The following is a 22,748-nucleotide window of genomic DNA, read 5'->3' on the forward strand; positions in this document are numbered from 1 at the left end:
CGGATTCGAACCATCGAAGGCGGAGCCGGCAGATTTACAGTCTGCTCCCTTTGGCCACTCGGGAACCCCTCCAGGGTGTTTTTATGCTCTAAAAAGCATACTCAGAAAAGGTTTTCCCAACACGTTTTCCAAGGGTTTCTCACAATCTATCCAAAGGCTATTAACCGAAAGGAAGTCGCAAGAAGAATATGGTGGAGGGGGACGGATTCGAACCATCGAAGGCGGAGCCGGCAGATTTACAGTCTGCTCCCTTTGGCCACTCGGGAACCCCTCCAGGGTATTTTTATACTTAAAAGGTGTTTTCCCAACGCAATCTTTCAAGTGTTTCCCACAATCTATCCAAAGGATGATCACAAGAAGAAATATGGTGGAGGGGGACGGATTCGAACCATCGAAGGCGGAGCCGGCAGATTTACAGTCTGCTCCCTTTGGCCACTCGGGAACCCCTCCAGGGTATTTTTCATGCTCTAAAAAGCATACTTAACAGATGTTTTCCCAACTCATCTCTCAAGTGCGGAGCGAATCATAGCAAACTCGCTCGGGCTGTAAAGCGTTTTTCTTACGTTTTCGCATTGAACGCTGTCTTTTTAGGCAAAGATGTTAGAAAGTCAGCGTTTTGTTTGTCCTTTATACAGAGAAACTTACACTTTTTTCCTTAATTTACACTACTTGACGTTAGACGACGTAACTATTGATAAACTGTATCTAGTTTAATGACATGAATTTATTCGTTAAGTAATCAAAATATGAACATGAAAGCCACTTTACCCTTATCAGTTTTATTGCTTTCTATATTAATGGCATCGCAAACCTCATTGGCGGCTCAGCGAGGCCCATCTTCTGTAACAGTTGTGACAGAACAAGTAGAAACGCACGAAATCAATCAGTCTTTGTCTCTTATTGGCAAGTTAGAGGCAGCGGAGTCTGTTGTCGTTGCTTCGGAAGTCTCGGGCAAAGTAGAGGCCATTGCCGTCAAAGCAAATCAGAATGTTCAGCAAGGACAGCTAATGATTAAGCTTAACGACGATAAAGCTCGCGCAGCGCTTGTGGAGGCACAGGCTTACCTGAAAGATGAGAAGCGTAAACTCACTGAATTCCAGCGTTTGGTTAAGCGCAATGCGATCACCCAAACCGAGATTGATGCACAAAAGGCCAGTGTTCAGATAGCTGAAGCACGCCTGGATTTAGCAAAAGCAAATCTCGCCGATCTTCACATCGGTGCGCCTTTCGCCGGCACGGTTGGTTTTATTGATTTTAGCCGCGGGAAAATGGTTAGTGTCGGTACTGAACTCTTAACGCTTGATGATCTCTCTGTTATGGAACTTGATCTACAAGTGCCAGAGCGCTACTTGTCGATGCTCTCGGTCGGGATGCAAGTACAAGCAAAAACGAGTGCATGGGGAGATCAAACCTTCGTCGGTAAAGTGACTGGAATTGATACTCGCATTAGCACCGAAACCTTAAACCTTCGCGTGCGTATTGAATTTGATAATCCGGAAAATCGCCTGAAACCGGGAATGCTAATGAATGCCTCTTTGGCATTTCCAGCGATTAAGGCCCCAATCATTCCCGTTCAAGCGCTGGAGTACTCTGGCACCAAACGATTTGTTTATGTGATTGATGCAGAAAACAAAGCGACTCGTACAGAGGTGCTACTTGGCGCTCGTGTTGAGAATGACGTAGTTATCGAATCGGGCCTTAACATCGGTGATAAGATCGTTGTGCAAGGCATCGTTAATATGCGCGATGGTGTAAAAGTCGAAGAAATTATTGCTCCCCTAAAAACCAAAAAACTGACGTCAACTGGTGCAAACAGTGAATCGGATAAGGAATAAAACTAATGTTACTTTCTGACATTTCCGTTAAACGTCCTATTGCGTCACTGGTATTGAGCATGCTGCTTTGTGTGTTTGGCTTTGTGTCATTCACCAAACTTTCCGTCCGTGAGATGCCAGATATTGAAAGCCCGGTTGTATCGGTCACAACACGCTACGAAGGTGCGTCTGCCACTATCATTGAAAGCCAGATTACTTCCGTACTGGAAGATCAGCTTTCAGGTATTAGTGGTATTGATGAGATTAGCTCAACCACGCGAAACAGCTCTTCACGAATTACTATCACGTTTGAGCTGGGTTACGACCTTAACACTGGCGTTAGTGATGTACGAGATGCTGTGGCTCGCGCTCAACGCTCATTGCCTGATGAAGCGGATGATCCGATTGTTTTCAAGAACAATGGTTCTGGAGAGGCTTCTCTTTATATCAATCTCAGTTCATCAGAAATGGATCGTACCCAACTGACGGACTATGCAGAACGCGTGTTGATGGATCGCTTTAGTCTTATCTCCGGCGTGAGTTCGATAGACCTTTCCGGTGGCTTGTACAAAGTGATGTACGTGAAGTTAAAGCCTGATCTCATGGCTGGGCGGGCGGTCACTGCATCAGATATTACCGAGGCACTGCAGAACGAAAACCTGGAGAGCCCGGGTGGTGAAGTGCGTAATGACTCGACCGTTATGTCCGTACGTACGGCAAGAACTTATAACACGCCGGAAGACTTTCAATATCTGGTCATTAAACGCGCATCGGATAACACACCTATCTATTTGAAAGACGTGGCGGATGTGTTTATCGGTGCCGAAAACGAGAACTCAACCTTTAAAAGTGATGGTGTGGTCAACATCAGTTTAGGGGTGATACCTCAGTCTGATGCTAACCCGCTGGAAGTGGCCGAGTCGGTGCGTTCCGAAGTGGATAACATTCAGAAGTTCTTGCCTGATGGCACTCGTCTGGCGATTGACTACGATGCGACGGTGTTTATCGAGCGATCGATTGAAGAGGTTTATAGCACACTGTTTATTACCGGTGGTCTGGTTATCCTGGTGCTGTACATCTTCATTGGTCAGGCGCGAGCAACATTGATCCCGGCGGTTACGGTTCCTGTATCGCTGATTTCTTCTTTTATTGCGGCGTATTACTTCGGATTTTCTATCAACCTGATCACATTGATGGCACTGATCTTGTCTATTGGTCTGGTGGTCGATGATGCGATTGTTGTCGTAGAGAATATTTTCCATCACATTGAGCGTGGTGAATCACCATTGTTAGCGGCATACAAGGGAACCAGAGAAGTAGGATTTGCTGTTGTCGCGACCACATTCGTGCTTGTCATGGTTTTCTTGCCGATTTCATTTATGGACGGCATGGTTGGTTTGCTATTTACCGAGTTCTCGGTGTTGTTAGCCATGTCGGTGATTTTTTCATCATTGATTGCCCTGACATTAACGCCTGTGCTCGGCAGCCAAATTTTGAAAGTGAACGTGAAACAGAATCGCTTCAACAGCGCAGTCGATCGGCTGTTTGCTAAACTCGAAAGCGGTTATCGTCGCGCACTTAAAAGTGCGCTAAAAGTTCGTTTAGTTGCTCCGCTGGTTATTTTAGCGTGTATCGGCGGTAGTTACGTTCTGATGAATCAGGTCCCAGCGCAGTTAACACCTCAGGAAGACAGAGGTGTGATCTTCGCCTTTGTCCGAGGCGCTGATGCAACCTCATACAACCGCATGGCCGCAAACATGGATATTGTGGAAAACCGACTAATACCATTACTTGGGCAAGGTTTCCTGAAATCATTCAGTATCCAGACTCCGGCGTTTGGTGGTCAGGCTGGTGACCAAACGGGTTTCGTGATCATGATTCTTGAAGACTGGAAAGAGCGAAATATCACGGCTCAACAGGCATTGGGTAAGATTCGTGCTGAATTAGCTGGGATTCCAGATGTTCGGGTGTTCCCATTTATGCCCGGTTTTCAGGGTGGTTCGACCGAACCTGTCCAGTTTGTCTTAGGTGGTTCAGATTATGATGAGCTGCTGGTTTGGGCGGAAGAACTGAAGAACAAGGCCGAAGAGTCTCCAATGATGGAAGGGGCTGAAATTGATTATTCTGAGAAGACGCCTGAGCTTTTAGTTACTGTCGACAGACAACGCGCTGCGGAGCTTGGCGTAAGCGTAAAAGACATCTCTGATACGCTTGAAATCATGTTGGGTGGTAAAAGTGAGACTACCTACGTTGATCGCGGTGAAGAATACGATGTGTATCTGCGTGGCGATGAGAACAGCTTTAATAATGCGGCAGATTTGAGTCAAATTTACTTGCGTACCAACAATGGTGAATTGGTGACGCTTGATACCGTGACTAAGATAGATGAAGTGGCGGCCTCAATTCGACTTTCCCACTACAACAAACAGAAATCGATCACGATTACAGCAAACTTATCGGATGGATACACACTAGGCGAAGCGCTAAACTTCCTCGACCAGGAAGCCATTGATTCGTTACCAAGTGATATTTCAGTCAGCTATTCTGGCGAGTCAAAAGACTTTAAAGAGAATCAATCCAGCATCGTCGTTGTGTTTGCGCTGGCTTTATTAGTTGCCTATTTAGTACTGGCCGCTCAGTTTGAAAGCTTCGTGAACCCGCTGGTTGTCATGTTTACCGTTCCTATGGGGGTATTTGGAGGATTCTTGGGCTTGGTGGTCATGAGTCAGGGGATGAACATTTACAGTCAGATCGGTATGGTCATGCTAATTGGTATGGTGACGAAAAACGGCATCTTGATTGTTGAGTTTGCTAACCAGCTTCGCGACCGCGGTGTTGAATTTGAAAAAGCGATCATTGATGCTGCTGCGCGTCGTTTACGCCCAATTCTGATGACGGCATTCACCACTCTGGCGGGAGCAATACCGTTGATCCTATCTAACGGGGCGGGCTATGAAAGCCGAGTCGCTGTTGGTACAGTGATTTTCTTTGGTATGGGCTTCGCGACACTTGTTACTTTGTTTGTTATCCCTGCGATGTACAGACTGATTGCGGCGAATACCCGTGCGCCAGGTCATGTAGAAGCGGAACTCAATAAGGCATTGAGTCAGGACACCAAAGGTCGTATTGCTCACCCATAGAAAGGCGAAGTTGTTGATGACAAAAAGCACCGATCGATTTTTCCATTCGGTGCTTTTTTGTTTTGTCTAAACCCGTTTTGCGTATGACGCAATGGCGTTTTGGGTAACTTGGCGCTACCCTGTGTGACGAATCATTTTTACAATAATAGTGCTTGTTGTTCACGCTTTAGCGATGGATGCGATTGCGTTACTCCAACATATGCTGGCAGCAGCAAGTAAAATAGTCGAGAAGGAAAGTAAAGTGGCTGAATTTAAATACAAAAATCTTACGCAAGAAGAGCAAGATAAACTTGATGCAGCGACATTCCGTCGTCTTTTAGCCCACTTGGATGCAAATAAAGACGTACAGAATATTGACCTAATGATCCTAGCGGGTTTCTGCCGTAACTGCTTTAGCAAGTGGTACACCGCAGAGGCAGAAAAACTGGGTGTCGACTTAGACATCGATGATGCTCGTGAGCGTGTTTACGGTATGACTTACGATGAGTGGAAGCAAAACCACCAACCAGCAGCGACACCAGAGCAGCTAGCGGCTTTTGAAGCACGTCAGAAAAAATAGCGCTATAAACGGACATTTATAGATAACAGCCCGCATCGTGCGGGCTGTTTTGTTTTTCCTATCTCGCTGTTTAGAATCTTTAGGCGACGACCGGCTCACAGCATGCAGGCTCAACACAGCCTTTCGCCTGAATAATTTCGAGTTGGGTTAGATAAGGCTGAATATCGCCGATGTTTGTCTTAACCCATTCCATATTGAAGTAAGTATCCAAGTAGCGATCACCAGAATCACACATCAGAGTCACGATAGATCCCGTTTCACCACGCAGTTTCATTTCACAAGCAAGCTGAAGCACTGCATACAGGTTAGTTCCCGTAGAAGCGCCTACCTTGCGACCAATCAAGTGAGAAACCCAATGTGCAGTCGCTACGCTTGCCGTATCTGGTATTTTGCGCATTTCATCGACCACGCCGGCGATAAAGCTTGGCTCTACCCGAGGGCGACCAATGCCTTCAATTTTGCTTCCGCTCTCGCACTTCAAATCGGAGTTTCCTGACTTGAATGCATCATAAAATACCGAGTTTTCTGGGTCGGCTACACAGAGTTTCGTTTCGTATTTTTGGTAGCGGATAAATCGTCCGATGGTTGCCGATGTACCACCTGTGCCCGGGCTCATTACCACCCAACTTGGAATAGGATGGTCTTCTAACAGCATTTGGCTGAAGATAGAGTTCGCGATGTTGTTGTTTCCGCGCCAGTCGGTCGCACGCTCTGCGTAAGTAAACTGATCCATATAATGCCCGTTCAATTCTTCGGCGAGGCGTCGAGACTCGTCATAGATTTGAACTGAGCGTTCGACTAAATGGGCTTTGCCACCATAAAACTCTATTTGTTCTATTTTCTTACAGGCCGTACTTTTTGGCATAACGGCAATAAATGGCAGGCCAAGCAGACGCGCGAAGTAGGCTTCAGAAACCGCAGTGCTTCCCGACGAGGCTTCAATGACAGTGGTTTCAGGGCCAATCCAGCCGTTGCAAATTGCATACAGGAAAAGAGAACGCGCTAAACGGTGTTTTAATGAACCAGTAGGGTGTGTGCTCTCATCTTTTAAGTAGATATCGATACCATCAAGAGAAGGAAGGTCGAGTTTAAACAGATGAGTGTCTGCAGAGCGTTGAAAATCCGCTTCAATTTTACGTACTGCATTATTGATCCACTGGTGATCAGTACACATAGCGTCTCTCCTTGAAAGTGATGATTTAGGTTTTGTTTGGAAATAATTTACCTATAATTTGGGAGAAAAACTTTGCTATATTTGTTCTATGATGATTATTTTGTAGAAATAAATTCTCTTTAAATTAGTTTTTATGGAAAATAATTTAGATAAAATTGACAGGCAGTTACTTGCTTTACTTCAGACCGACGGAACACTGTCTTTAAACGAGTTGGCCGAACGGGTTAACCTCACCACAACGCCGTGTTGGAAGCGCCTTAAGAAACTGGAGGACGACGGGTTCATTGAAAAGCGAGTTGCGCTGTTAAGTGCGGAAAAACTGGATCTGTCGTTCATTGCGTTTGTGCAACTTAAGACAATTGATCACTCTGAAGAGTGGTACCACCAATTTGTTACTACAGTGAGTGATTTTCCTGAAGTCATGGAATTCTATCGGATGGCGGGTGAGTACGATTACATGATGAAAGTGTTGGTCAAGGACATGAAATGCTTTGATAAGTTTTACAAGCGGCTGGTAAATAGTGTGAAAGGGCTGTCGAATGTGACGTCTACGTTTGCTATGGAGTCGATCAAATATACGACTGAATTACCTATTGGCCGTATTTAATCAACAGTAATCAGTGACTAAAAAGGAGCGCGCGTCGCTCCTTTGTCATATTTGAAACACAATCTATTTGGTGAAACGCATGACGCCTTCTTGGACGGCAGTTGCGACCAGGTGACCTTGTTGGTTGTATATCTCGCCACGAACTAACCCACGAGTATGACTCGCCGTTGGGCTTTCAATCGCATACAGCAACCACTCATCCATCTTAAACGGACGATGGAACCAGATGGAGTGGTCGATGGTTGCTACCTGGAAGTTTGGCGTCATCAAAGACACGCCATGTGGATGTAGTGCCGTGACAAGGAAACCCCAATCCGACGCATAAGCTAATAAATATTGGTGGATCAGTTGGTTATCCGGCATGTCACCGTTAGCACGAATCCAAAGGTACTGTTTGGGTTCTGCTTTTTCGGGTTTTAATGGATTGATTACTGTGACTGGTCGTGTCTCAATCGGTTTTTCACCACAAAACGTTTTGCGTAACCGCTCTGGAAGATATTCCGCAATATGGCTCGCGAGTTCGCTTTCAGAAGGGTAGTTTTCCGGCCCTGGAATATCAGGCATGGTCTTCTGATGGTCGAACCCTGGTTGATCACCATGATAGGAAGCCGTCAGGTAAAATATAGGGCGACCATTTTGGATGGCTTTGACACGCCTGGTACTAAAACTGCGACCATCTCGCAGGTTTTCTACATCATAAATGATGGGTTTTTCTGAATCGCCAGGATACAAAAAGTAGCTGTGAAATGAGTGTACGGTACGAGTGTCTTCGACGGTGTAACGTGCAGCAGAGAGCGCTTGCCCAATCACTTGCCCCCCGTACACTTGAGGTAAACCTAAGTTCTCGCTTTGTCCGCGGAACAAGCCTTCTTCTAATTGTTCGAGTTGTAGCAGGCTGAGCAGTTCTCTTAATGGTTTACTCATTCTCTCTCCTCACCGTGTATGTTGAACATCAAGTTAACCCATTTCCCATCAGTCTGTGAAGTGGATCTTAAACTAAATGAGTATAGACTGTAACAAAATTGAAACAAAATCAAATGCTTGGTATATCGGTACTCCGTCAAACTATTGTTAAATCAAGCAGCTATTAGAAGACAGTTTGCGATTACGACCCTATACTTAACGCGGTTTAATACTCATCCAGAGGAATATATGAAAAAAACACTATTACTTGTCACATCTTTATTTTTTGGCGCAGCGCTAATGGGTTGCCAAACTTCTCAAACAACAGAAATGGATTCTGCTGAGGTGTCAATGAAGACGATTACAGGTACAGTGGCTTACCGTGAACGTATCGCTTTGCCACCAAATGCTGTGGTTAGCGTATCACTAGAAGATGTTTCTCTGGCTGATGCCCCATCAAAAGTGCTCGCTAAACAGACCTTTGAGACGGAAGGAAAGCAAGTTCCTTTTGCATTTGAGCTTAGTTACGACAGCAACGCAATTCAAGCGAAGCATACTTACAGCGTTCGCGCGCGCATTGAAGTCGACGGTAAGTTACGATTTATCAGCGACACTCGCCACGCGGTTATTACTGATCCTGAGCAAACTCATCAACTAGATATCAGACTGGTTGGGGTGCGTTAATTGCCATTCGTTAAAGTGCGAATGAAAGATGGCAGCTTGAGTTAAGGCTGCCATTTGTATTTTCTGAGCGACACTTTTCCTATTTCAGACACTTCTATTCCTTCAGCTTCCAACTGCTTTTTCTGCCTGTCCAGATCCCTGCCTTGTAATGAAATTTTTCCCTGACTGTTTATCACCCTAAACCATGGAAGCTTGCTGCCTTCCGGCAAATTACCGAGTGCTTTTCCTACCTGGCGTGCGTATCCCGGATAGCCTGCCATTTTTGCGATCGCCCCGTAAGTTGAAACTCTCCCAGGTGGGATTTGGTGAATTACAGCAAAGATTTGCGCTAAGAATTGGTCCATACTCAAAATGTCCGTTGTGGATTGCCAAGGAATGGTAATACAGGCGGCCAGTATTTCGCCATTAGTTATTACGCTTGCTGCATTCCAGTTTATTGCGCTTGAACGCATACTTACTTTTCGCAGCGCAGTGTTATTGGTGAAATCTGTGAGATACAAAGTGATTGTCTAGACCCACTTAACGATAGATGAGCACGTGTTCTATTTATCGTTGAGTTCCAGGTTGGTGGGGAAGCCAGGAGGCGCTATGATTTTTTCAACCATTCAGTTTTTTATTGCGACTCTACTTGCCGTAGTGTGTGCCAGAGCCATGAGTTTGAGTGAGGGAGAGCTACCCGTTCTCGCACTCATGATCCCTGCGTTATGGATACTACCGCAAGGCGGTTTGGCTGGTTTTGTCTTGCTCGGCGCTATGATGGCATTTGGTGCAACCTTATCCATACAGCCGATTGCTTTGTCCGTCGGGATACTGATTCTTTTTCCTTTGTTAATGGTGGTATTTTCTCACCGAAGTTCTCTGGGTGTGTTAGTAACGACGGGGTTAATTGTCCTGACTTTGCAGGTCGGCATTATGGTGACTCAGCAGGGCGGTAAACTGGCTGGTTCTGCGTCGATAACAGTTGTTCAAACACTTGCTGTTGTTGTGATGTGGTGGTCGATAACCCATTGGAAAGCATCTAATCAGCACAGCTGGTGGCCATTATTACTCTTACTTCCTCTGTGGGTGGCCGATTTAACTTATGCGGCTCTGCTAGCACTTTGTCTTACCGGTATGCTTGCCTCGATGGAAACCCTGACCAAGTTAAAACAGTCGATTCACTGGAGCAAATTGCTTTGTTGGACATTACCGACCGTAGGCTTCGCTGCGCTGGTGGTAAGCCCGACAACAGACGTACCTAAACCAGTCTTCGTTGTTTGGATCTGTTTGCTGGGGACGGCTTGGATGACAGATTACATCCTCCGTAGTAGCGATGAGCAAGCGGAGTTATAGCTGCTGAGTAGATCCGAGATTGACCGCGTTTTGTTCAAACGATCGCTAATTGGTGAAATTAAAGGTTTTTGCCCTTGCATTATGGACACTGATACTGAATAATCGCCCCATCGTTTGAGGCAAGCCCTCAACAAAAGCATTATGGGGCTCTGGTCCTCTCGCAACAATAGCTCGTGAACTCGGTCAGGTCCGGAAGGAAGCAGCCGCAGCGTGTGACTTGTGTGCCGGGATGTGGCTGGGGTCCCACCCATCAAAAAGCCTGCAGTGTTTAAATACATTGCAGGCTTTTTTCGTTGTAGGTTTACAACAAAACAATGTTCGACCAGATCTAAAAATCGCCCCACGCTTACCATCTCTGTAGATTTATGAACTTGAAGATATTCTAAGGCTCTCTCAGAGCTAACTGGCTTATATAACAAGTGGACGGACTAGCATGTTAATTCTGAAAAGTCTGTGCCTCATTCGGCGCTAATCATTTCAATAGCTTAGCTTGAATTCCAGATTCTTTGACCAAATTTATCTAATACTCAGGATGTGAGTAGCCGATAAATAGAAGGAGCTGTCAGTGATCACCTGTTACGTTAGATACGTTATTGACCCTAAGAAAATTCCTGAATTTGAACATTATGCCCGTATGTGGATTCCACTCGTTGAACAGTTTGGTGGTATACATCATGGATATTTTTTACCGTCGGAAGGCGCTAATAACATTGCAATGGCGTTGTTTTCATTCTCATCTTTATCCGAATATGAAAAATACCGTTATGAATCCGCATTAGACGAAAACTGTAAAGCTGCATTCAAGTATGCAGAAGAAACAGATTGTGTAGTGAGCTACGAGCGTAGCTTTTTCCGTCCAATTCTTACTGAGTGATTGTTGTGTTAGCAGTGATAATTTCTGACATTAATCTGCCAATCATCGAGTCAACCAGCTCTGAGTTGACTCATCGTGCACCATTCGTAGTTATGCCTAGTTGACTCATTATTTCAAAGTGGGGGTGATTTGACATACTTAAACGTATGGCAAGATCATTCTCAAGTTCTCTTGCACAAGGTAACAGAAACGACATAAGACTTTTCGTGATACCAAATAAAAGCTAACACATCAGTCATTCGATTCATCTGTCACAAATTCGCAACTAACTGCTGAGATATAAGTGTTTGATCTACGACCCATTGTTCTCCAGTGGAGAGTTTTTTTAAGATGACGGTATTATTGTTTACTTCGTCTTCTCCAAGAGCTAACGCGAACATGGCTCTGGCATGATCAGCTCGCTTAAACTGTTTCCTGAAACTGCCACCTCCGCAATTCGTCATTATGTTCAAGTCAGGCAGTTCATCCCTAAGTCTTTCTGACAAACAGAGTGCTTTAGAAAGTACATTGTTACCTGATGCAATAATATAAACATCTACAGGTGAACGTGTTTCAGCTGGTGTTAAGGTTTCGAGCATAAGGACCAGTCGCTCTAATCCCATTGCGAATCCCACAGCCGAGGTTGGCTTTCCGCCTAATTGTTCCACTAAGCCATCATATCGGCCACCGCCACATACTGTTCCTTGAGAGCCTAGTGAGTCAGTTATCCATTCGAAAACCGTTTTGTTGTAATAATCTAAGCCTCGAACCAAGCGTTCATTGATAGTGTATTGAATTTTGGCTGCATCCAATATTGAACGAAGGCCTGCAAGGTGGCTCTTAGAATCTTCATCTAAGTAATCTGATAGTTTAGGGGCGTCATCGAGCAGAGAAATAATTTGAGGATTTTTCGTATCAAGGACGCGAAGTGGATTTGTATACATGCGACGTTTGCAATCATCATCAAGTAGATCAACGTGTTGTTCTAAAAACGCAATCAATGCATTTCTGTAGGATGCACGAGCTTCTGAAGAACCAATTGAATTCAGCTCCAGCCTTACGTGTTTTTCAATGCCCAGCTCTCTCCATAGCCGTGCAGTCATGATGATAAGTTCGGCATCAATATCAGGACCATCGACCCCAAATACCTCTACTCCACACTGATGGAATTGACGGTAGCGGCCTTTTTGTGGACGTTCATGACGGAACATCGGACCGATATACCATAAACGCTGTTCTTGATTGTAAATTAGTCCACTTTCAAGGCATGCACGAACACAACTGGCTGTTCCCTCTGGGCGTAGAGTTATGTTGTCTCCATTTCGATCGTTAAAGCTATACATCTCCTTTTCAACCACATCGGTTACTTCGCCAATAGCACGAGAAAAAAGATTCGTCGGCTCCAGAAGCGGCATACGAATTTCACTATACCCGTAAGTTCTGATCGTTTTTATTACGGTATTTTCAAGTTTTTGCCATAATGGCGATTCGTTAGGTAAGCAATCATTCATGCCGCGGATTGCTTGAATTGTTTTAGCCATAATATGTACCTGCTAAACGAAGTTTCGCACTCTGGCTTTAGAGTGCTCTCTATTAAGTAATAAATCGGTGAGCCAACTAATTGGTATGGTTTGACTTTTAATAACTATTTAAAAGGGGCAGTTTCTGTCCACATTAAAACCACTAATAAATTTCTTTGCTAGTGCTTTTAATTGTGATTGTTTTTAAAGTGATGAAATATATGCTGTTTTGTTGATTATGAAAATTCAATGTATTGGTTAGATAAAATCTATATAAGAACTAGCTCGGATGGTTAATTGTTTTATCCACGTGGCGAATTAGTCGTTTAGTTTCATTAGAAGAGAGTCATTTTAATTGGTTAAATATCTGCATAGTTTTTTTTTATGCAAAGGAGAGGGTTAATATGTTTTACAAAATCAAGAAAGATAAAGTAGTTTAATATCCATGTTACAGGAGCTATATACAACCGACTATATCAGAGGATTCAGGTATTACGATGAACAAGGAAGAATATATCAATACTGTTGTCATAGGTGCAGGACAGGCAGGAATTGCAACAAGTGAACACTTAAAAAACAACAACATTAAGCATGTTGTACTAGAAAAATCCCAAATTGCAGATAGCTGGAGAAACCGTCGTTGGGACTCGCTAGTTGCAAACGGACCGGCTTGGCATGATCGTTTTCCTAATATGACATTCGAAGGCCACGATAAAGACTCATTTGTAGATAAGGAATCCGTTGCGGACTATTTTGTTAAGTACGTTGACCAGTTTAAGCTTAATGTTAAATGCGGAATTGAAGTAAAAAAACTCACTAAATTAGAAGGCCGTTATGGCTTCAAGGTTGAAACTAACGACAAAACGTACATCTGTGAGCGGGTAGTTGTTGCAACCGGTGCATTTCAGTCTCCAGTAATTCCTCCTATTATTAACGATTCTGATGTCGAGCAAATTCACTCTGCTAACTATTTTAATCCAGAGCAATTGCCTGAAGGTAATGTTTTAGTCATCGGTTCCGGCTCTTCTGGCGTTCAGATCGCGGATGAACTGAATCGCAGTGGTAAGAAAGTGTTCTTGTCAGTTGGCCCACATAACCGTCCCCCTCGTCAATACCGAGGTCGTGATTTCTGCTGGTGGCTAGGTGTTTTAGGTGAGTGGGATGATACGGAAAGTTCGACAAACACACAGCATATTGCTATTGCAGTAAGTGGCGCTCGTGGTGGTCATACGGTTGATTTTAAGGAACTAGCAGCAAACGGTGTCGAACTACTAGGAATGAGTGCTAAGTATTCGAATGGTGTCTTATCATTTAACGATGACCTTACCGAGAATGTCGAGAACGGAAACGCAAATTATCTTAAGTTCTTAGATGATGCAGATGCCTATATCGAGAAGAATGGATTAAGCCTTCCTGAAGAGCCTGTAGCTCGTAAACAATTAAAATCTCCTGAGTGCATGTTAAACCCGACACTAGAACTGAACCTGGAAGAAGCTGGAATTACAAGTGTAATCTGGGCGACGGGTTTCAAATGTGAGTATGAGTGGTTACAAGTTAATGCATTAGATGATGCTGGTAAGCCAAATCACCAACGTGGCGTATCAAGTGAACCCGGTGTTTATTTTGTTGGGTTACCTTGGCTATCGCGTCGTGGCTCTGCATTTATTTGGGGTGTTTGGCATGACGCCAAATATGTCGTAGATCACATGCTGACGCAGCAAAGTTATTTTAATTATCATCAAGAAAATCCGAAAATAGAACTCGCTTCTGAAAGTGCAAAAGAAATACAGTCAAGTGAATCACTAGTTTATTAATCGTGGAACACGGCGTTTCGCTATGTCCATACATGCAAGAATTAGAAGACTTCATATTCCGTTTGTGAATATTGTTTACTAGTCGATTTGTATTTTAAATCAAACGTGGGCAGGTAAATTCTTGGATTAATTTTTCTTATATAGAGGAAATAAATTAGTTATTTTACTAATGGTTCTTTAATTCTTATTGTCGTTAACGCCTTTTTAAAAGCAATGGCACTCATAGGTCAGCTCGATAATTAAGGCTTGAATTCTGACGTGCCATCGATTTTGTCCAGCTTAAAAGGACTTGGATCAAGGTAGTAGACTAAAGGGTAAAACATGAAAAGCCTAACTCAAGAAATCTTAAGCAAACTGATTTCTTTCGATACCACGAGTGCGAAATCTAACTTAGAAATGATTTCCTACATTCAGGAATATTTATGTGTTTTTGGTGTGGAGTCGACTTTAGTCCGTGATCCAATCAAGAATAAAGCAAACCTCTACACTACGATCGGTCCTAAAGGTAAACCCGGAGTCCTCTTGTCCGGACATACAGATACTGTCCCCGTTACTGGTCAGGCTTGGGATACAAACCCATATGAGTTGGTAGACAGAGACGGTAAATTGTTTGGACGTGGTACGACAGACATGAAAGGGTTTATCGCTGCAGTTCTGTCTTCAGTACCCGTTATGGTTGAAAAGCCGCTAGCAACTCCTATTCACTTTGCTTTCTCTTATGATGAAGAAGTTGGATGTCTCGGTGTCAGGCACTTGCTGGAATTTTTATACAAGCAGGATGTTAGACCGAGTATGTGTATCATCGGGGAGCCTACCTCGATGAAGATCGTTAATACACACAAAGGTAAAATTGCAGCAAAAGTTACGGTGAATGGAAAAGAGTGTCACTCTGGAATGGCGCCTAAAGGTGTAAACGCTATTAATATCGCTTCTAGACTGATTTGCTGGTTAGAAGATCTCGCTAATAAAAAAGCAAGCGATGGGCCTTTTGATGATCGATATGAAATTAATCATACAACTGTCCATACAGGTGTAGTAAACGGGGGAACGGCTCTGAATATAGTACCTAAACATTGCGAGTTTGTTTTTGAAATCAGGAACATCAGTGAAGATGAACCTCAAGAGCTTTTACATGAGTTTCGCCAATATTGTGAAACTTTAGAGCTGAAAATGAAACAGATTGATGATAGCTGTTTCATAAATATCGATATTGCTACTGAATACCCAGGTTTAGATACGGATGAAAACAGTGATATCGTCAGATTTATAAAAGGTGTCACAGGAAATAATTCGATTAACTCTGTTAATTTTGGTACAGAGGGAGGCTTATTTACCGATGTGTTGGGCGTCCCTAGTGTAGTATATGGTCCAGGTTCTATGGAGCAAGGGCATAAGCCTAATGAATATATTACTAAATCTCAAATGTCAGAGGCAGACGCGTTTCTAGAGAAGTTAATATTCGAGTTAAGAGAATAAGTATTAATTTAAGCAACTTCATATTAAGGATAATTATGAATAATAATCAAAGGACTTTAGACTCCGAGCATATAAATGCAACGGAGGTAAATACTACGAATAAAAGAGACTTCAAAAGAGTACTGGGGCTTAAATCATTAATATCTGTAGCCGTTGGCTTAGTCGTAACTCAGGGTGTCATGGTTCTGATGCTGCAAGGTGTTGGCATATCCGGCCTTGGATTTATTATCCCATTGACAATTGGTTACTTACTTGCATTAACTTATATTTATTCTTTTTCAGAGCTCTCACTTATGATTCCGAGAGCGGGTTCATTAAGTAGCTATACAGAAGCCGCTATTGGTCAGTTTCCTGCAATACTTTCCGTATTTTCGGGATATGTCGTTGTTGCCATGTTCGCTCTTTCCGCCGAACTTTTACTTGTAGATTTAATATTTAGTGAAATATTCCCGGGTGTATTTCCGGATTATTTTGTCGGTTTATTTATTCTCGGCGCTTTCACTTGGTTGAACCTAATGAAAATTGACATTTTTTCAAAGATTCAAACCACATTGGCGTTTGTAATGGTGCTGACGTTGTTACTGTTTGGTTTTAGTGCGTTGACTGGTGGCTTTACCCCCCATCCAACTGACGTTGAGTTTCCAACGACATTCAATCCAATGGGAATAAGTGTATTAGGTCTTGTTGCCTTGGCGGTATGGGGATTTGTTGGTGCTGAGTTTGTTTGCCCTTTAGTTGAAGAGACTAAGAACCCTGAAGTGAATATACCTAAGTCAATGATTCTAGGTGCGACGGTTATCTTCTTTACCATTGTAATCTACTGCTTAGGCGCGCTGTTTTACATTCCTACGGAACAGTTAAGCTCTTCAGCGCTACCTCACCTTGACTATACCTTAGCCGTCTTTGGTGAAAATGGCTTAATTCTACTCGCTGTTGTTGCTGTGACAGCTACGGGCTCATCAGTTAACACTTCTTTGGCGGCTATTCCCCGAATGCTCTATGGTATGGCTGAAAATGGCCAGGCTTTCCCTCAGTTTAAAATACTGACTAAAGATAATACTCCTTGGGTTGCGGTAATCTTTGTTGCAATTATTAGTGGCGCGCCAATGGTATTGTTGGGTAACTCTGGTGTGGATACAATTGGTCTTCTCTTATTGGCTGCCTCTGTAGCTTGGTTGGTTGCTTATATCATCACTCATGTAAACGTACTGGTATTGAGAAAACGCTATCCTGACGCGAATCGTCCATTTAAAACTCCATTTTATCCACTACCTCAAGTATTAGGTATTGCTGGAATGGTATACGCGATTATTTATGTTTCTCCTTCGGATGATTTAACACAACAAATATTCACCATGGCAGGTGCTGTTCTTGGTATTACATCTGTGATTGGTTTTCTATGGGTTAAATTTGTAATGAAACAACCTTTATTTAAGCCGAAGGACATTACCGATATTTTGTATAAAACCAAATAGAAACTAAACAAAGGATATGTAAAAAATGATTATTGGTTCTCCTAAAGAAATTAAAAATCATGAGTACCGTGTTGGTCTAACTCCTGCTAGTGTCATTTAAGGTAAAGTGACTTGCTGAGAAGTTGCTGAAAACTTTAATATGGAATACGTAGAGCCAGCGAAAGCACTTGGATATAGCCGTTAGGAGCTTGTAATTGAGTTGGTAAATAAAATAATGCCTCGATGATGTTCGAGGCATTATTTTATGAGTAGATAGTAAATGACAACATCGCGGCATGTACTTCTCATGTTTTACAGAATGTTGGGCGCTCTAACCTCACTGCTTTTATTATGTACATCTCTTTCGGCTGTACCTTTAGCACCGATACTTAATAACGGCTGATAAATCAACAGGCTAAAAATTTGGCAGATGGGATTTTGGCCCTAATATCTTTTACTACACTACCAGATATCACAACCAGTAAACTCAGCTTTCAGGAAGTCAAAAGTTAGACGAAGAAGTCTAGAAATTAGTCTTTCTATCATGGTGCAATAATTTGTAATGCAACCTAATTTTTTCATTAACCTATTGATTATCAATGGAAGGGCGATAAGAAAGACTGCATCATGAGTCAATTAGAAATTCATACTTACCCAAAAGTACGTACTTACATTTTGTAAGATCAGGTGGCACACTGCATTCATTCATCATTTGAGAACATATCTGCAATACCAAATTTAAGTAGCATCAACAATAGTATCTATATTGCTATTTATTGATGATTAACCTAGAGGAATTCAATATGCGTAAAATTCTCCAAACCTTGTTGCTATCTGTTTTACTTTTCAATTTTAGTTTTTCTGTCTTTGCAGATGAACAGCTCTCTCAAAAAGAACAGAACCGTCAAACGGTTCTCAATTTTTATGATGCAGGACTAAATAAGAAGGACGCTGATACGGCGTTAAAATACGTGGGTGATCGTTATATACAGCACAACCCTAATGCTGCTGATGGCCCTGAAGGATTTCGCGGTTTCGTTACCTTTTTACGCGAGAAATATCCTGATTCCCATAGTGAAATCAAAGCCAGCTTTGTCGATGGCGATTACGTTATTCTTCACGTCCACGCAGTGAGAAATCCCGGGGAAAAAGGTGTGGCTATTGTCGATATCTTTAGATTAGAGAATGGAAAAATTGTTGAACACTGGGATGTTAGCCAACCGGTTCCAGAAAAAGCGGCGAATAATAACACTATGTTCTAACTCCGTCAGTATTGTTCGTTCACTACCTGGTGACCAAAACAGAAGAGGCTCGCCAAGGTAAATGTAACGTATCTGTACATCACTTTTGTTTTGACACGTAGGTTTGAGGATGGCCTCTTTTTAGCCATCCTTAACTTATGCCAACTTTTTCCTTTTTGCTTCTGGTAACGTTGTTTAATTTAATTACCTTCAACTAGCTGACTACGTAACCACGACGTAAATGCTTTGAACCTTGGTCGCTCTTCCATCCCTTTCGGGCAAATAAGTAAGTACTTCATGTCGGCTGGAATAACGCCAAATGGTGCAATCAGCTCTCCGCTATCAAGATAGGGCTGAATGAGCGCGACACGCCCCATACCGACTCCCATATGGTTTTTAACTGCAGATACCGCCATCTCGCCATGGTTAAAGACATAGTAGTTGGAAGTGGGACGGATCTGTTCCGTTTGCTGCTTGAGCCAGTGTTGCCATTCAAAATCGTAGCTGGCTGAGTCGATAGATTCTGTGCAGTGGATTAAATTGGCGTTAGCTAAACTACTCACCTTGCTAGTTATCTTATGTTTTTCGGCATATAGCGGAGTGCAAACAGGGGTCAGATACTCTTCAAACAGCTCTTCATTATGCATATCGGGTTGGGGGTTGCGACTGTAGTAGATAGCTAAATCCACGGGCTCGTGATGAAAGTCGAGATGGCTGGCTTTCACTCTGATTTTTAAATTCAAACTAGGGTAACGAGCCTGAAAATTGGCCAACTTAGGTAACAGCCATGACTGCGCAAACGTCGGTGCAACCCCGATGTATAGCTCTCCGGTGAGTTCATTAAAGCGAATATCATCAATGTCAGAAAAGATGGTGGCAAAAGAGCTATTAACGGTTTCGTATAGTCGCTTCCCTTCCTCCGTCAGCTCAAGTTTTCTGGTCAGCCGAACAAAAAGCTTAAATCCTAACTGCTGCTCCAGTTGTTTTATTCTCTGACTTACTGCTCCCTGAGTTAAATGCAGCTCCTCAGCTGCGTTGGTAAAGCTTAAACACTTTGCGGCAACGTTGAAGGTATACAGGTTTGAGACGACGTGCTGTTTGTTTTCCATTTTGTTCTTATCTATTAGCTTGGCTAATTCATACTGTACTCGAATTGAGTTGTGGCGATCAAAGTGTTCCTTTTAAATTAGCTTGTCTTATGTAAATTTAATAGCCAGCTTTTAAGGAGCAACCTATGTCTTTTCGTTTTCCCGATGATTTTCTGTGGGGTGGGGCAACTGCGGCTAACCAAATTGAAGGTGCGCATACTGCTGATGGTAAGGGACTGTCGACCTCCGATATTCAGCCTTTTGGCTCGTTCGGGGAGTTAAAGCATCGACAGGACAGTGACTTTAATATCAAAGACATAGCGATCGATTTTTATCATCGTTATCCGCAAGATATTGAGTTGTTTTCTGAACTTGGTTTTACCTGTTTTCGCCTTTCGATTGCCTGGAGCCGAATCTTTCCCAAGGGTGATGAATTAGAGCCTAATGAGTTGGGACTGGCTTACTACGACAAAATTTTTGATGAACTCGAAAAACACGGCATCACGCCAGTAGTCACGTTGTCCCACTATGAAATGCCATTGCATTTAGCTGAGACATATGACGGTTGGACAAGCAGAGAACTCATCGGGTTCTTTGAACGTTACGCTACTGCGGTATTCTCCCGATTTGGACACCGCGTTAAGTACTGGCTGACCTTCAATGAAATCAATGCCACGTTACATGAGTCGTTCACGGGGGCCGGAATTCCACGCGGCAGTAATGCTCAGGCACTTTACCAAGGAATACATCACCAGTTGGTTGCCAGTGCAAAAGCGGTGAAAGTTTGTCATGAGTTGCTGCCAGATGCCAAGATCGGCAACATGATGTTAGGCGCAATTCAGTATGCATTAACCAGCCATCCGGACGATGTGTTTGAAGCGATGCAACAGAACCGCGAATGGCTATTTTTTGGTGATGTACAGAGCCGTGGTTACTACCCGGCTTATATGACGCGTAAATTCAAAGAAATGGGCGTTGTTCTCAACATCACGGACGAAGATAAAGAAGCACTAAAAGAAACGGTCGATTTTATTTCATTCAGTTACTACATGACTGGCTGTGTTAGTGTTCAGAACGAAAATTTAGAGATGACCGATCAGGAAGCTTTCAAAATGGGAAGCAACCCGTATCTGGAGTCAACGGATTGGGGATGGCAAATCGATCCGAAAGGCTTGCGTATTGTTTTGAACCTACTTTATGACCGATACCAAAAGCCATTGTTCATAGTAGAAAACGGTCTTGGAGCGGCGGATAGCGTCAATGAAAATGGTGAGATTGAGGATGATTACCGAATTCAGTACCTCAATGATCATTTATATCAGGTTGGTGAAGCGCTTCAGGATGGTGTCGAGATCATGGGTTATACCTGCTGGGGCCCGATTGATTTAGTCAGTGCTTCAACCGCACAGATGTCCAAACGATACGGCCTAATCTATGTTGACCGTGACAACGATGGACAGGGCACTTTAACTCGTTCAAGGAAAAAGAGCTTTTTCTGGTACCAAAACGTGATTCAAACCAACGGTGAAGCGCTGACTCCACCAAAAGCATGATGTAAGTTACAAGGGCTTTGGTAGTCGGTTCGGCTACCCAAGCCTTTTTTATGAATATGCACAGTCCTTTGCGCTTAATTGGTGCGCGCAGCGTGTCGATTTGGTGCGCTTGGGTGATATTTTGTTCTTCGTTCAAAAGTAAGTTTATGTTTTTAAATGTCATTTTGTTTTGGCATTCGAATTGCTTTGATAAAATTGTTCGTAGCAAAGAGTCATTTGCCAGTGGATAGGAGTGCACTGGATACAATTTGATAAAACAGACATCTAGGGTTCCGGCTAATTTTGATTAGTGTCTGGTCCGAGAGTTGTCAACCTCTTATGAGGTCACACGGCGGGACAAAAGCCCGGGAGGCCATCCAATTTTATTGGTGATGTCTCTGCGCGCTTGTTCAATTTATGTGATTCACATCGGAGGTGGTCCATGTCACTTTTTTCTAAACGCTCTGTTATCTCAATCACTTTATCCACCAGTTTGCTTTCCGCCCCTTTTATTTCCACCACTGCGTCCGCAGAAGAAAAGAAAGATTTCACTATCGCCTGGTCCATTTACGTGGGTTGGATGCCTTGGGACTACGCAAAATATTCGGGAATTATTGATAAATGGGCGGACAAATACGGCATTAATATCGATGTCATTCAGGTGAATGACTACGTTGAATCGATTAACCAATACACCGCAGGCCAGTTCGATGCCACGGTAATGACCAACATGGATGCGCTTACAATCCCTGCTGCAAGTGGTGTGGACTCAACCGCAGTCATCGTTGGTGACTTCTCTGATGGTAACGATGGCATCGTACTGAAAGGTGAGAACAAATCACTGGAAGACATCAAAGGTCAGAATGTTAACCTGGTCGAACTTAGCGTTTCACACTACTTGATGGCACGAGGCCTTGAAAGCGTAGGTCTTAGCGAGCGAGATGTGAAAGTCGTCAACACTTCAGATGCGGATATGGTTGCTGCATTCAGCACCGATGATGTAACAACCGCAGTCACCTGGAACCCGTTACTCAGCGAAATCAAATCCCAACCTAATAGCACACTTGTTTTTGACTCCTCTAAAATCCCGGGTGAAATCATTGACCTGATGGTTGCCAATACAGAAACACTGCAAGACAACCCTGCACTAGGCAAAGCGTTAACTGGTGCGTGGTACGAAATCATGTCGATCATGTCTGGTGAAGACAAAGCCGCGGCTGATGAAGCAAAAACCTACATGGCGAAAGCGTCTGGTACGGATTTGGCGGGTTATAACGACCAGCTGGCTGCAACCAAGATGTACTTCTCTGCGTCAGAGGCGGTTAACTTTACCACCAGTGAAGATTTGAAATCGACAATGCAAAAGGTTGCGGGCTTTTCATTCGATCATGGCCTGCTGGGTGAAGGCGCGCCCGATGCGAGCTTTATCGGTATTGAAACGCCATCCGGTGTTTACGGTGACCCAAGCAATATCAAACTGCGCTTTACTGCTGAGTACATGCAATTGGCAGCAGACGGCAAATTATAAGTTGAGATATTCATTCGAGAGTTTTAGGA

At 43.4% G+C, this 22,748-nt stretch carries 18 protein-coding genes, 2 tRNA genes, 1 other RNA gene and 1 riboswitch; of the genes, 14 read left to right on the forward strand and 7 right to left on the reverse strand.

Annotation, left to right across the window (positions count from 1 at the left end):
• Window positions 1–189: 189 nt before the first annotated feature.
• Window positions 190–274 (reverse strand) — tRNA-Tyr (locus ACWYU8_RS14455).
• A 91-nt stretch (window positions 275–365) separates the two neighbouring features.
• Window positions 366–450: transfer RNA gene (locus ACWYU8_RS14460), tRNA-Tyr, on the reverse strand.
• Window positions 451–746: 296 nt separating this feature from the next.
• On the opposite strand from ACWYU8_RS14460, the gene ACWYU8_RS14465 reads away from it, so the two are divergent.
• From ACWYU8_RS14465 to ACWYU8_RS14475, 3 genes are all read left to right on the forward strand, one after another.
• Entirely contained in the window at window positions 747–1,835 is a 1,089-nt protein-coding gene (locus ACWYU8_RS14465) for an efflux RND transporter periplasmic adaptor subunit (protein ID WP_457520358.1), read from the forward strand.
• 5 nt (window positions 1,836–1,840) lie between these two features.
• Window positions 1,841–4,954 carry a vibriobactin export RND transporter permease subunit VexH gene (vexH, locus tag ACWYU8_RS14470; protein WP_457520359.1) on the forward strand — a complete coding sequence of 1,038 codons (3,114 nt, stop codon included), beginning with the start codon at window positions 1,841–1,843 and terminating at the stop codon, window positions 4,952–4,954.
• A 241-nt stretch (window positions 4,955–5,195) separates the two neighbouring features.
• Window positions 5,196–5,513, forward strand: a complete 318-nt coding sequence (locus ACWYU8_RS14475) for a DUF1244 domain-containing protein (RefSeq protein WP_014231244.1) — start codon at window positions 5,196–5,198, stop codon at window positions 5,511–5,513.
• Between the two features lie 79 nt (window positions 5,514–5,592).
• Here the strand turns inward: ACWYU8_RS14475 and ACWYU8_RS14480 are convergent, their stop codons facing one another.
• Window positions 5,593–6,687, reverse strand: a complete 1,095-nt coding sequence (locus ACWYU8_RS14480) for a PLP-dependent cysteine synthase family protein (protein ID WP_457520360.1) — start codon at window positions 6,685–6,687, stop codon at window positions 5,593–5,595.
• Between the two features lie 133 nt (window positions 6,688–6,820).
• Between ACWYU8_RS14480 and ACWYU8_RS14485 the strand changes: the two genes are divergently transcribed.
• Window positions 6,821–7,294, forward strand: a complete 474-nt coding sequence (locus ACWYU8_RS14485; RefSeq protein ID WP_457520361.1) for an Lrp/AsnC family transcriptional regulator — start codon at window positions 6,821–6,823, stop codon at window positions 7,292–7,294.
• Between the two features lie 63 nt (window positions 7,295–7,357).
• Here the strand turns inward: ACWYU8_RS14485 and tesB are convergent, their stop codons facing one another.
• Complete coding sequence (tesB, locus tag ACWYU8_RS14490) at window positions 7,358–8,218, reverse strand: acyl-CoA thioesterase II (RefSeq protein WP_457520362.1); 861 nt, start codon at window positions 8,216–8,218, stop codon at window positions 7,358–7,360.
• A gap of 228 nt (window positions 8,219–8,446) precedes the next feature.
• Between tesB and ACWYU8_RS14495 the strand changes: the two genes are divergently transcribed.
• Window positions 8,447–8,881 (forward strand): YbaY family lipoprotein, encoded by a 435-nt coding sequence (locus ACWYU8_RS14495; protein WP_457520363.1) that lies wholly within the window; start codon window positions 8,447–8,449, stop codon window positions 8,879–8,881.
• Between the two features lie 41 nt (window positions 8,882–8,922).
• On the opposite strand, the gene ACWYU8_RS14500 is transcribed toward ACWYU8_RS14495, so the two are convergent.
• A complete protein-coding gene (locus ACWYU8_RS14500; protein ID WP_457520562.1) occupies window positions 8,923–9,225 on the reverse strand; it encodes a DNA base-flipping protein in 303 nt (100 codons plus the stop codon).
• A gap of 244 nt (window positions 9,226–9,469) precedes the next feature.
• Between ACWYU8_RS14500 and ACWYU8_RS14505 the strand changes: the two genes are divergently transcribed.
• From ACWYU8_RS14505 to ACWYU8_RS14515, 3 genes are all read left to right on the forward strand, one after another.
• Window positions 9,470–10,213: a VP0952 family biofilm-associated protein gene (locus ACWYU8_RS14505; protein WP_457520364.1), complete on the forward strand. Its 744-nt coding sequence runs from the start codon at window positions 9,470–9,472 to the stop codon at window positions 10,211–10,213.
• Between the two features lie 147 nt (window positions 10,214–10,360).
• An RNA gene (gene ffs / locus ACWYU8_RS14510) (signal recognition particle sRNA small type) lies at window positions 10,361–10,457 on the forward strand.
• 321 nt (window positions 10,458–10,778) lie between these two features.
• A complete protein-coding gene (locus ACWYU8_RS14515; protein WP_457520365.1) occupies window positions 10,779–11,087 on the forward strand; it encodes an NIPSNAP family protein in 309 nt (102 codons plus the stop codon).
• A gap of 251 nt (window positions 11,088–11,338) precedes the next feature.
• On the opposite strand, the gene hisS is transcribed toward ACWYU8_RS14515, so the two are convergent.
• The gene (gene hisS, locus ACWYU8_RS14520; protein WP_457520366.1) at window positions 11,339–12,607 is read right to left on the reverse strand and encodes a histidine--tRNA ligase; all 1,269 of its coding nucleotides are present in this window, start codon (window positions 12,605–12,607) and stop codon (window positions 11,339–11,341) included.
• A 476-nt stretch (window positions 12,608–13,083) separates the two neighbouring features.
• On the opposite strand from hisS, the gene ACWYU8_RS14525 reads away from it, so the two are divergent.
• The 4 genes from ACWYU8_RS14525 to ACWYU8_RS14540 all read left to right on the forward strand — a co-directional run bounded on the left by ACWYU8_RS14525 (window position 13,084) and on the right by ACWYU8_RS14540 (window position 18,592).
• Window positions 13,084–14,400: a flavin-containing monooxygenase gene (locus ACWYU8_RS14525; protein WP_457520367.1), complete on the forward strand. Its 1,317-nt coding sequence runs from the start codon at window positions 13,084–13,086 to the stop codon at window positions 14,398–14,400.
• A 321-nt stretch (window positions 14,401–14,721) separates the two neighbouring features.
• Entirely contained in the window at window positions 14,722–15,876 is a 1,155-nt protein-coding gene (argE, locus tag ACWYU8_RS14530) for an acetylornithine deacetylase (RefSeq protein WP_457520368.1), read from the forward strand.
• A 35-nt stretch (window positions 15,877–15,911) separates the two neighbouring features.
• The gene (locus tag ACWYU8_RS14535; RefSeq protein WP_457520369.1) at window positions 15,912–17,351 is read left to right on the forward strand and encodes an APC family permease; all 1,440 of its coding nucleotides are present in this window, start codon (window positions 15,912–15,914) and stop codon (window positions 17,349–17,351) included.
• A 782-nt stretch (window positions 17,352–18,133) separates the two neighbouring features.
• On the forward strand, window positions 18,134–18,592 hold the full coding sequence (locus ACWYU8_RS14540) for a nuclear transport factor 2 family protein (RefSeq protein ID WP_457520370.1): 459 nt from the start codon (window positions 18,134–18,136) through the stop codon (window positions 18,590–18,592).
• Between the two features lie 179 nt (window positions 18,593–18,771).
• Here ACWYU8_RS14540 and ACWYU8_RS14545 read toward each other — a convergent pair whose 3' ends face one another.
• Window positions 18,772–19,680, reverse strand: a complete 909-nt coding sequence (locus ACWYU8_RS14545) for a LysR substrate-binding domain-containing protein (RefSeq protein WP_457520371.1) — start codon at window positions 19,678–19,680, stop codon at window positions 18,772–18,774.
• A gap of 125 nt (window positions 19,681–19,805) precedes the next feature.
• Between ACWYU8_RS14545 and ACWYU8_RS14550 the strand changes: the two genes are divergently transcribed.
• Together ACWYU8_RS14550 and ACWYU8_RS14555 are read left to right on the forward strand one after the other, a co-directional pair.
• Window positions 19,806–21,212, forward strand: coding sequence for a glycoside hydrolase family 1 protein (locus ACWYU8_RS14550; protein WP_457520372.1), 1,407 nt, complete (start codon window positions 19,806–19,808; stop codon window positions 21,210–21,212).
• Between the two features lie 253 nt (window positions 21,213–21,465).
• A riboswitch (guanidine-I (ykkC/yxkD leader) is annotated at window positions 21,466–21,565 on the forward strand.
• Between the two features lie 68 nt (window positions 21,566–21,633).
• Window positions 21,634–22,719: a putative urea ABC transporter substrate-binding protein gene (locus tag ACWYU8_RS14555; RefSeq protein ID WP_457520373.1), complete on the forward strand. Its 1,086-nt coding sequence runs from the start codon at window positions 21,634–21,636 to the stop codon at window positions 22,717–22,719.
• Window positions 22,720–22,748: the final 29 nt, after the last annotated feature.

The organism is Vibrio limimangrovi (assembly GCF_054064025.1).

Bases quoted from the DNA above. Each gene is read 5' to 3' on its own strand.
- ACWYU8_RS14465 (WP_457520358.1), top strand. From the start codon at position 747: ATGAACATGAAAGCCACTTTACCCTTATCAGTTTTATTGCTTTCTATA.
- vexH (WP_457520359.1), top strand. From the start codon at position 1,841: ATGTTACTTTCTGACATTTCCGTTAAACGTCCTATTGCGTCACTGGTA.
- ACWYU8_RS14480 (WP_457520360.1), bottom strand. From the start codon at position 6,687: ATGTGTACTGATCACCAGTGGATCAATAATGCAGTACGTAAAATTGAA.
- ACWYU8_RS14485 (WP_457520361.1), top strand. From the start codon at position 6,821: ATGGAAAATAATTTAGATAAAATTGACAGGCAGTTACTTGCTTTACTT.
- tesB (WP_457520362.1), bottom strand. From the start codon at position 8,218: ATGAGTAAACCATTAAGAGAACTGCTCAGCCTGCTACAACTCGAACAA.
- ACWYU8_RS14495 (WP_457520363.1), top strand. From the start codon at position 8,447: ATGAAAAAAACACTATTACTTGTCACATCTTTATTTTTTGGCGCAGCG.
- ACWYU8_RS14500 (WP_457520562.1), bottom strand. From the start codon at position 9,225: ATGGACCAATTCTTAGCGCAAATCTTTGCTGTAATTCACCAAATCCCA.
- ACWYU8_RS14505 (WP_457520364.1), top strand. From the start codon at position 9,470: ATGATTTTTTCAACCATTCAGTTTTTTATTGCGACTCTACTTGCCGTA.
- hisS (WP_457520366.1), bottom strand. From the start codon at position 12,607: ATGGCTAAAACAATTCAAGCAATCCGCGGCATGAATGATTGCTTACCT.
- ACWYU8_RS14525 (WP_457520367.1), top strand. From the start codon at position 13,084: ATGAACAAGGAAGAATATATCAATACTGTTGTCATAGGTGCAGGACAG.
- argE (WP_457520368.1), top strand. From the start codon at position 14,722: ATGAAAAGCCTAACTCAAGAAATCTTAAGCAAACTGATTTCTTTCGAT.
- ACWYU8_RS14535 (WP_457520369.1), top strand. From the start codon at position 15,912: ATGAATAATAATCAAAGGACTTTAGACTCCGAGCATATAAATGCAACG.
- ACWYU8_RS14540 (WP_457520370.1), top strand. From the start codon at position 18,134: ATGCGTAAAATTCTCCAAACCTTGTTGCTATCTGTTTTACTTTTCAAT.
- ACWYU8_RS14545 (WP_457520371.1), bottom strand. From the start codon at position 19,680: ATGGAAAACAAACAGCACGTCGTCTCAAACCTGTATACCTTCAACGTT.
- ACWYU8_RS14550 (WP_457520372.1), top strand. From the start codon at position 19,806: ATGTCTTTTCGTTTTCCCGATGATTTTCTGTGGGGTGGGGCAACTGCG.
- ACWYU8_RS14555 (WP_457520373.1), top strand. From the start codon at position 21,634: ATGTCACTTTTTTCTAAACGCTCTGTTATCTCAATCACTTTATCCACC.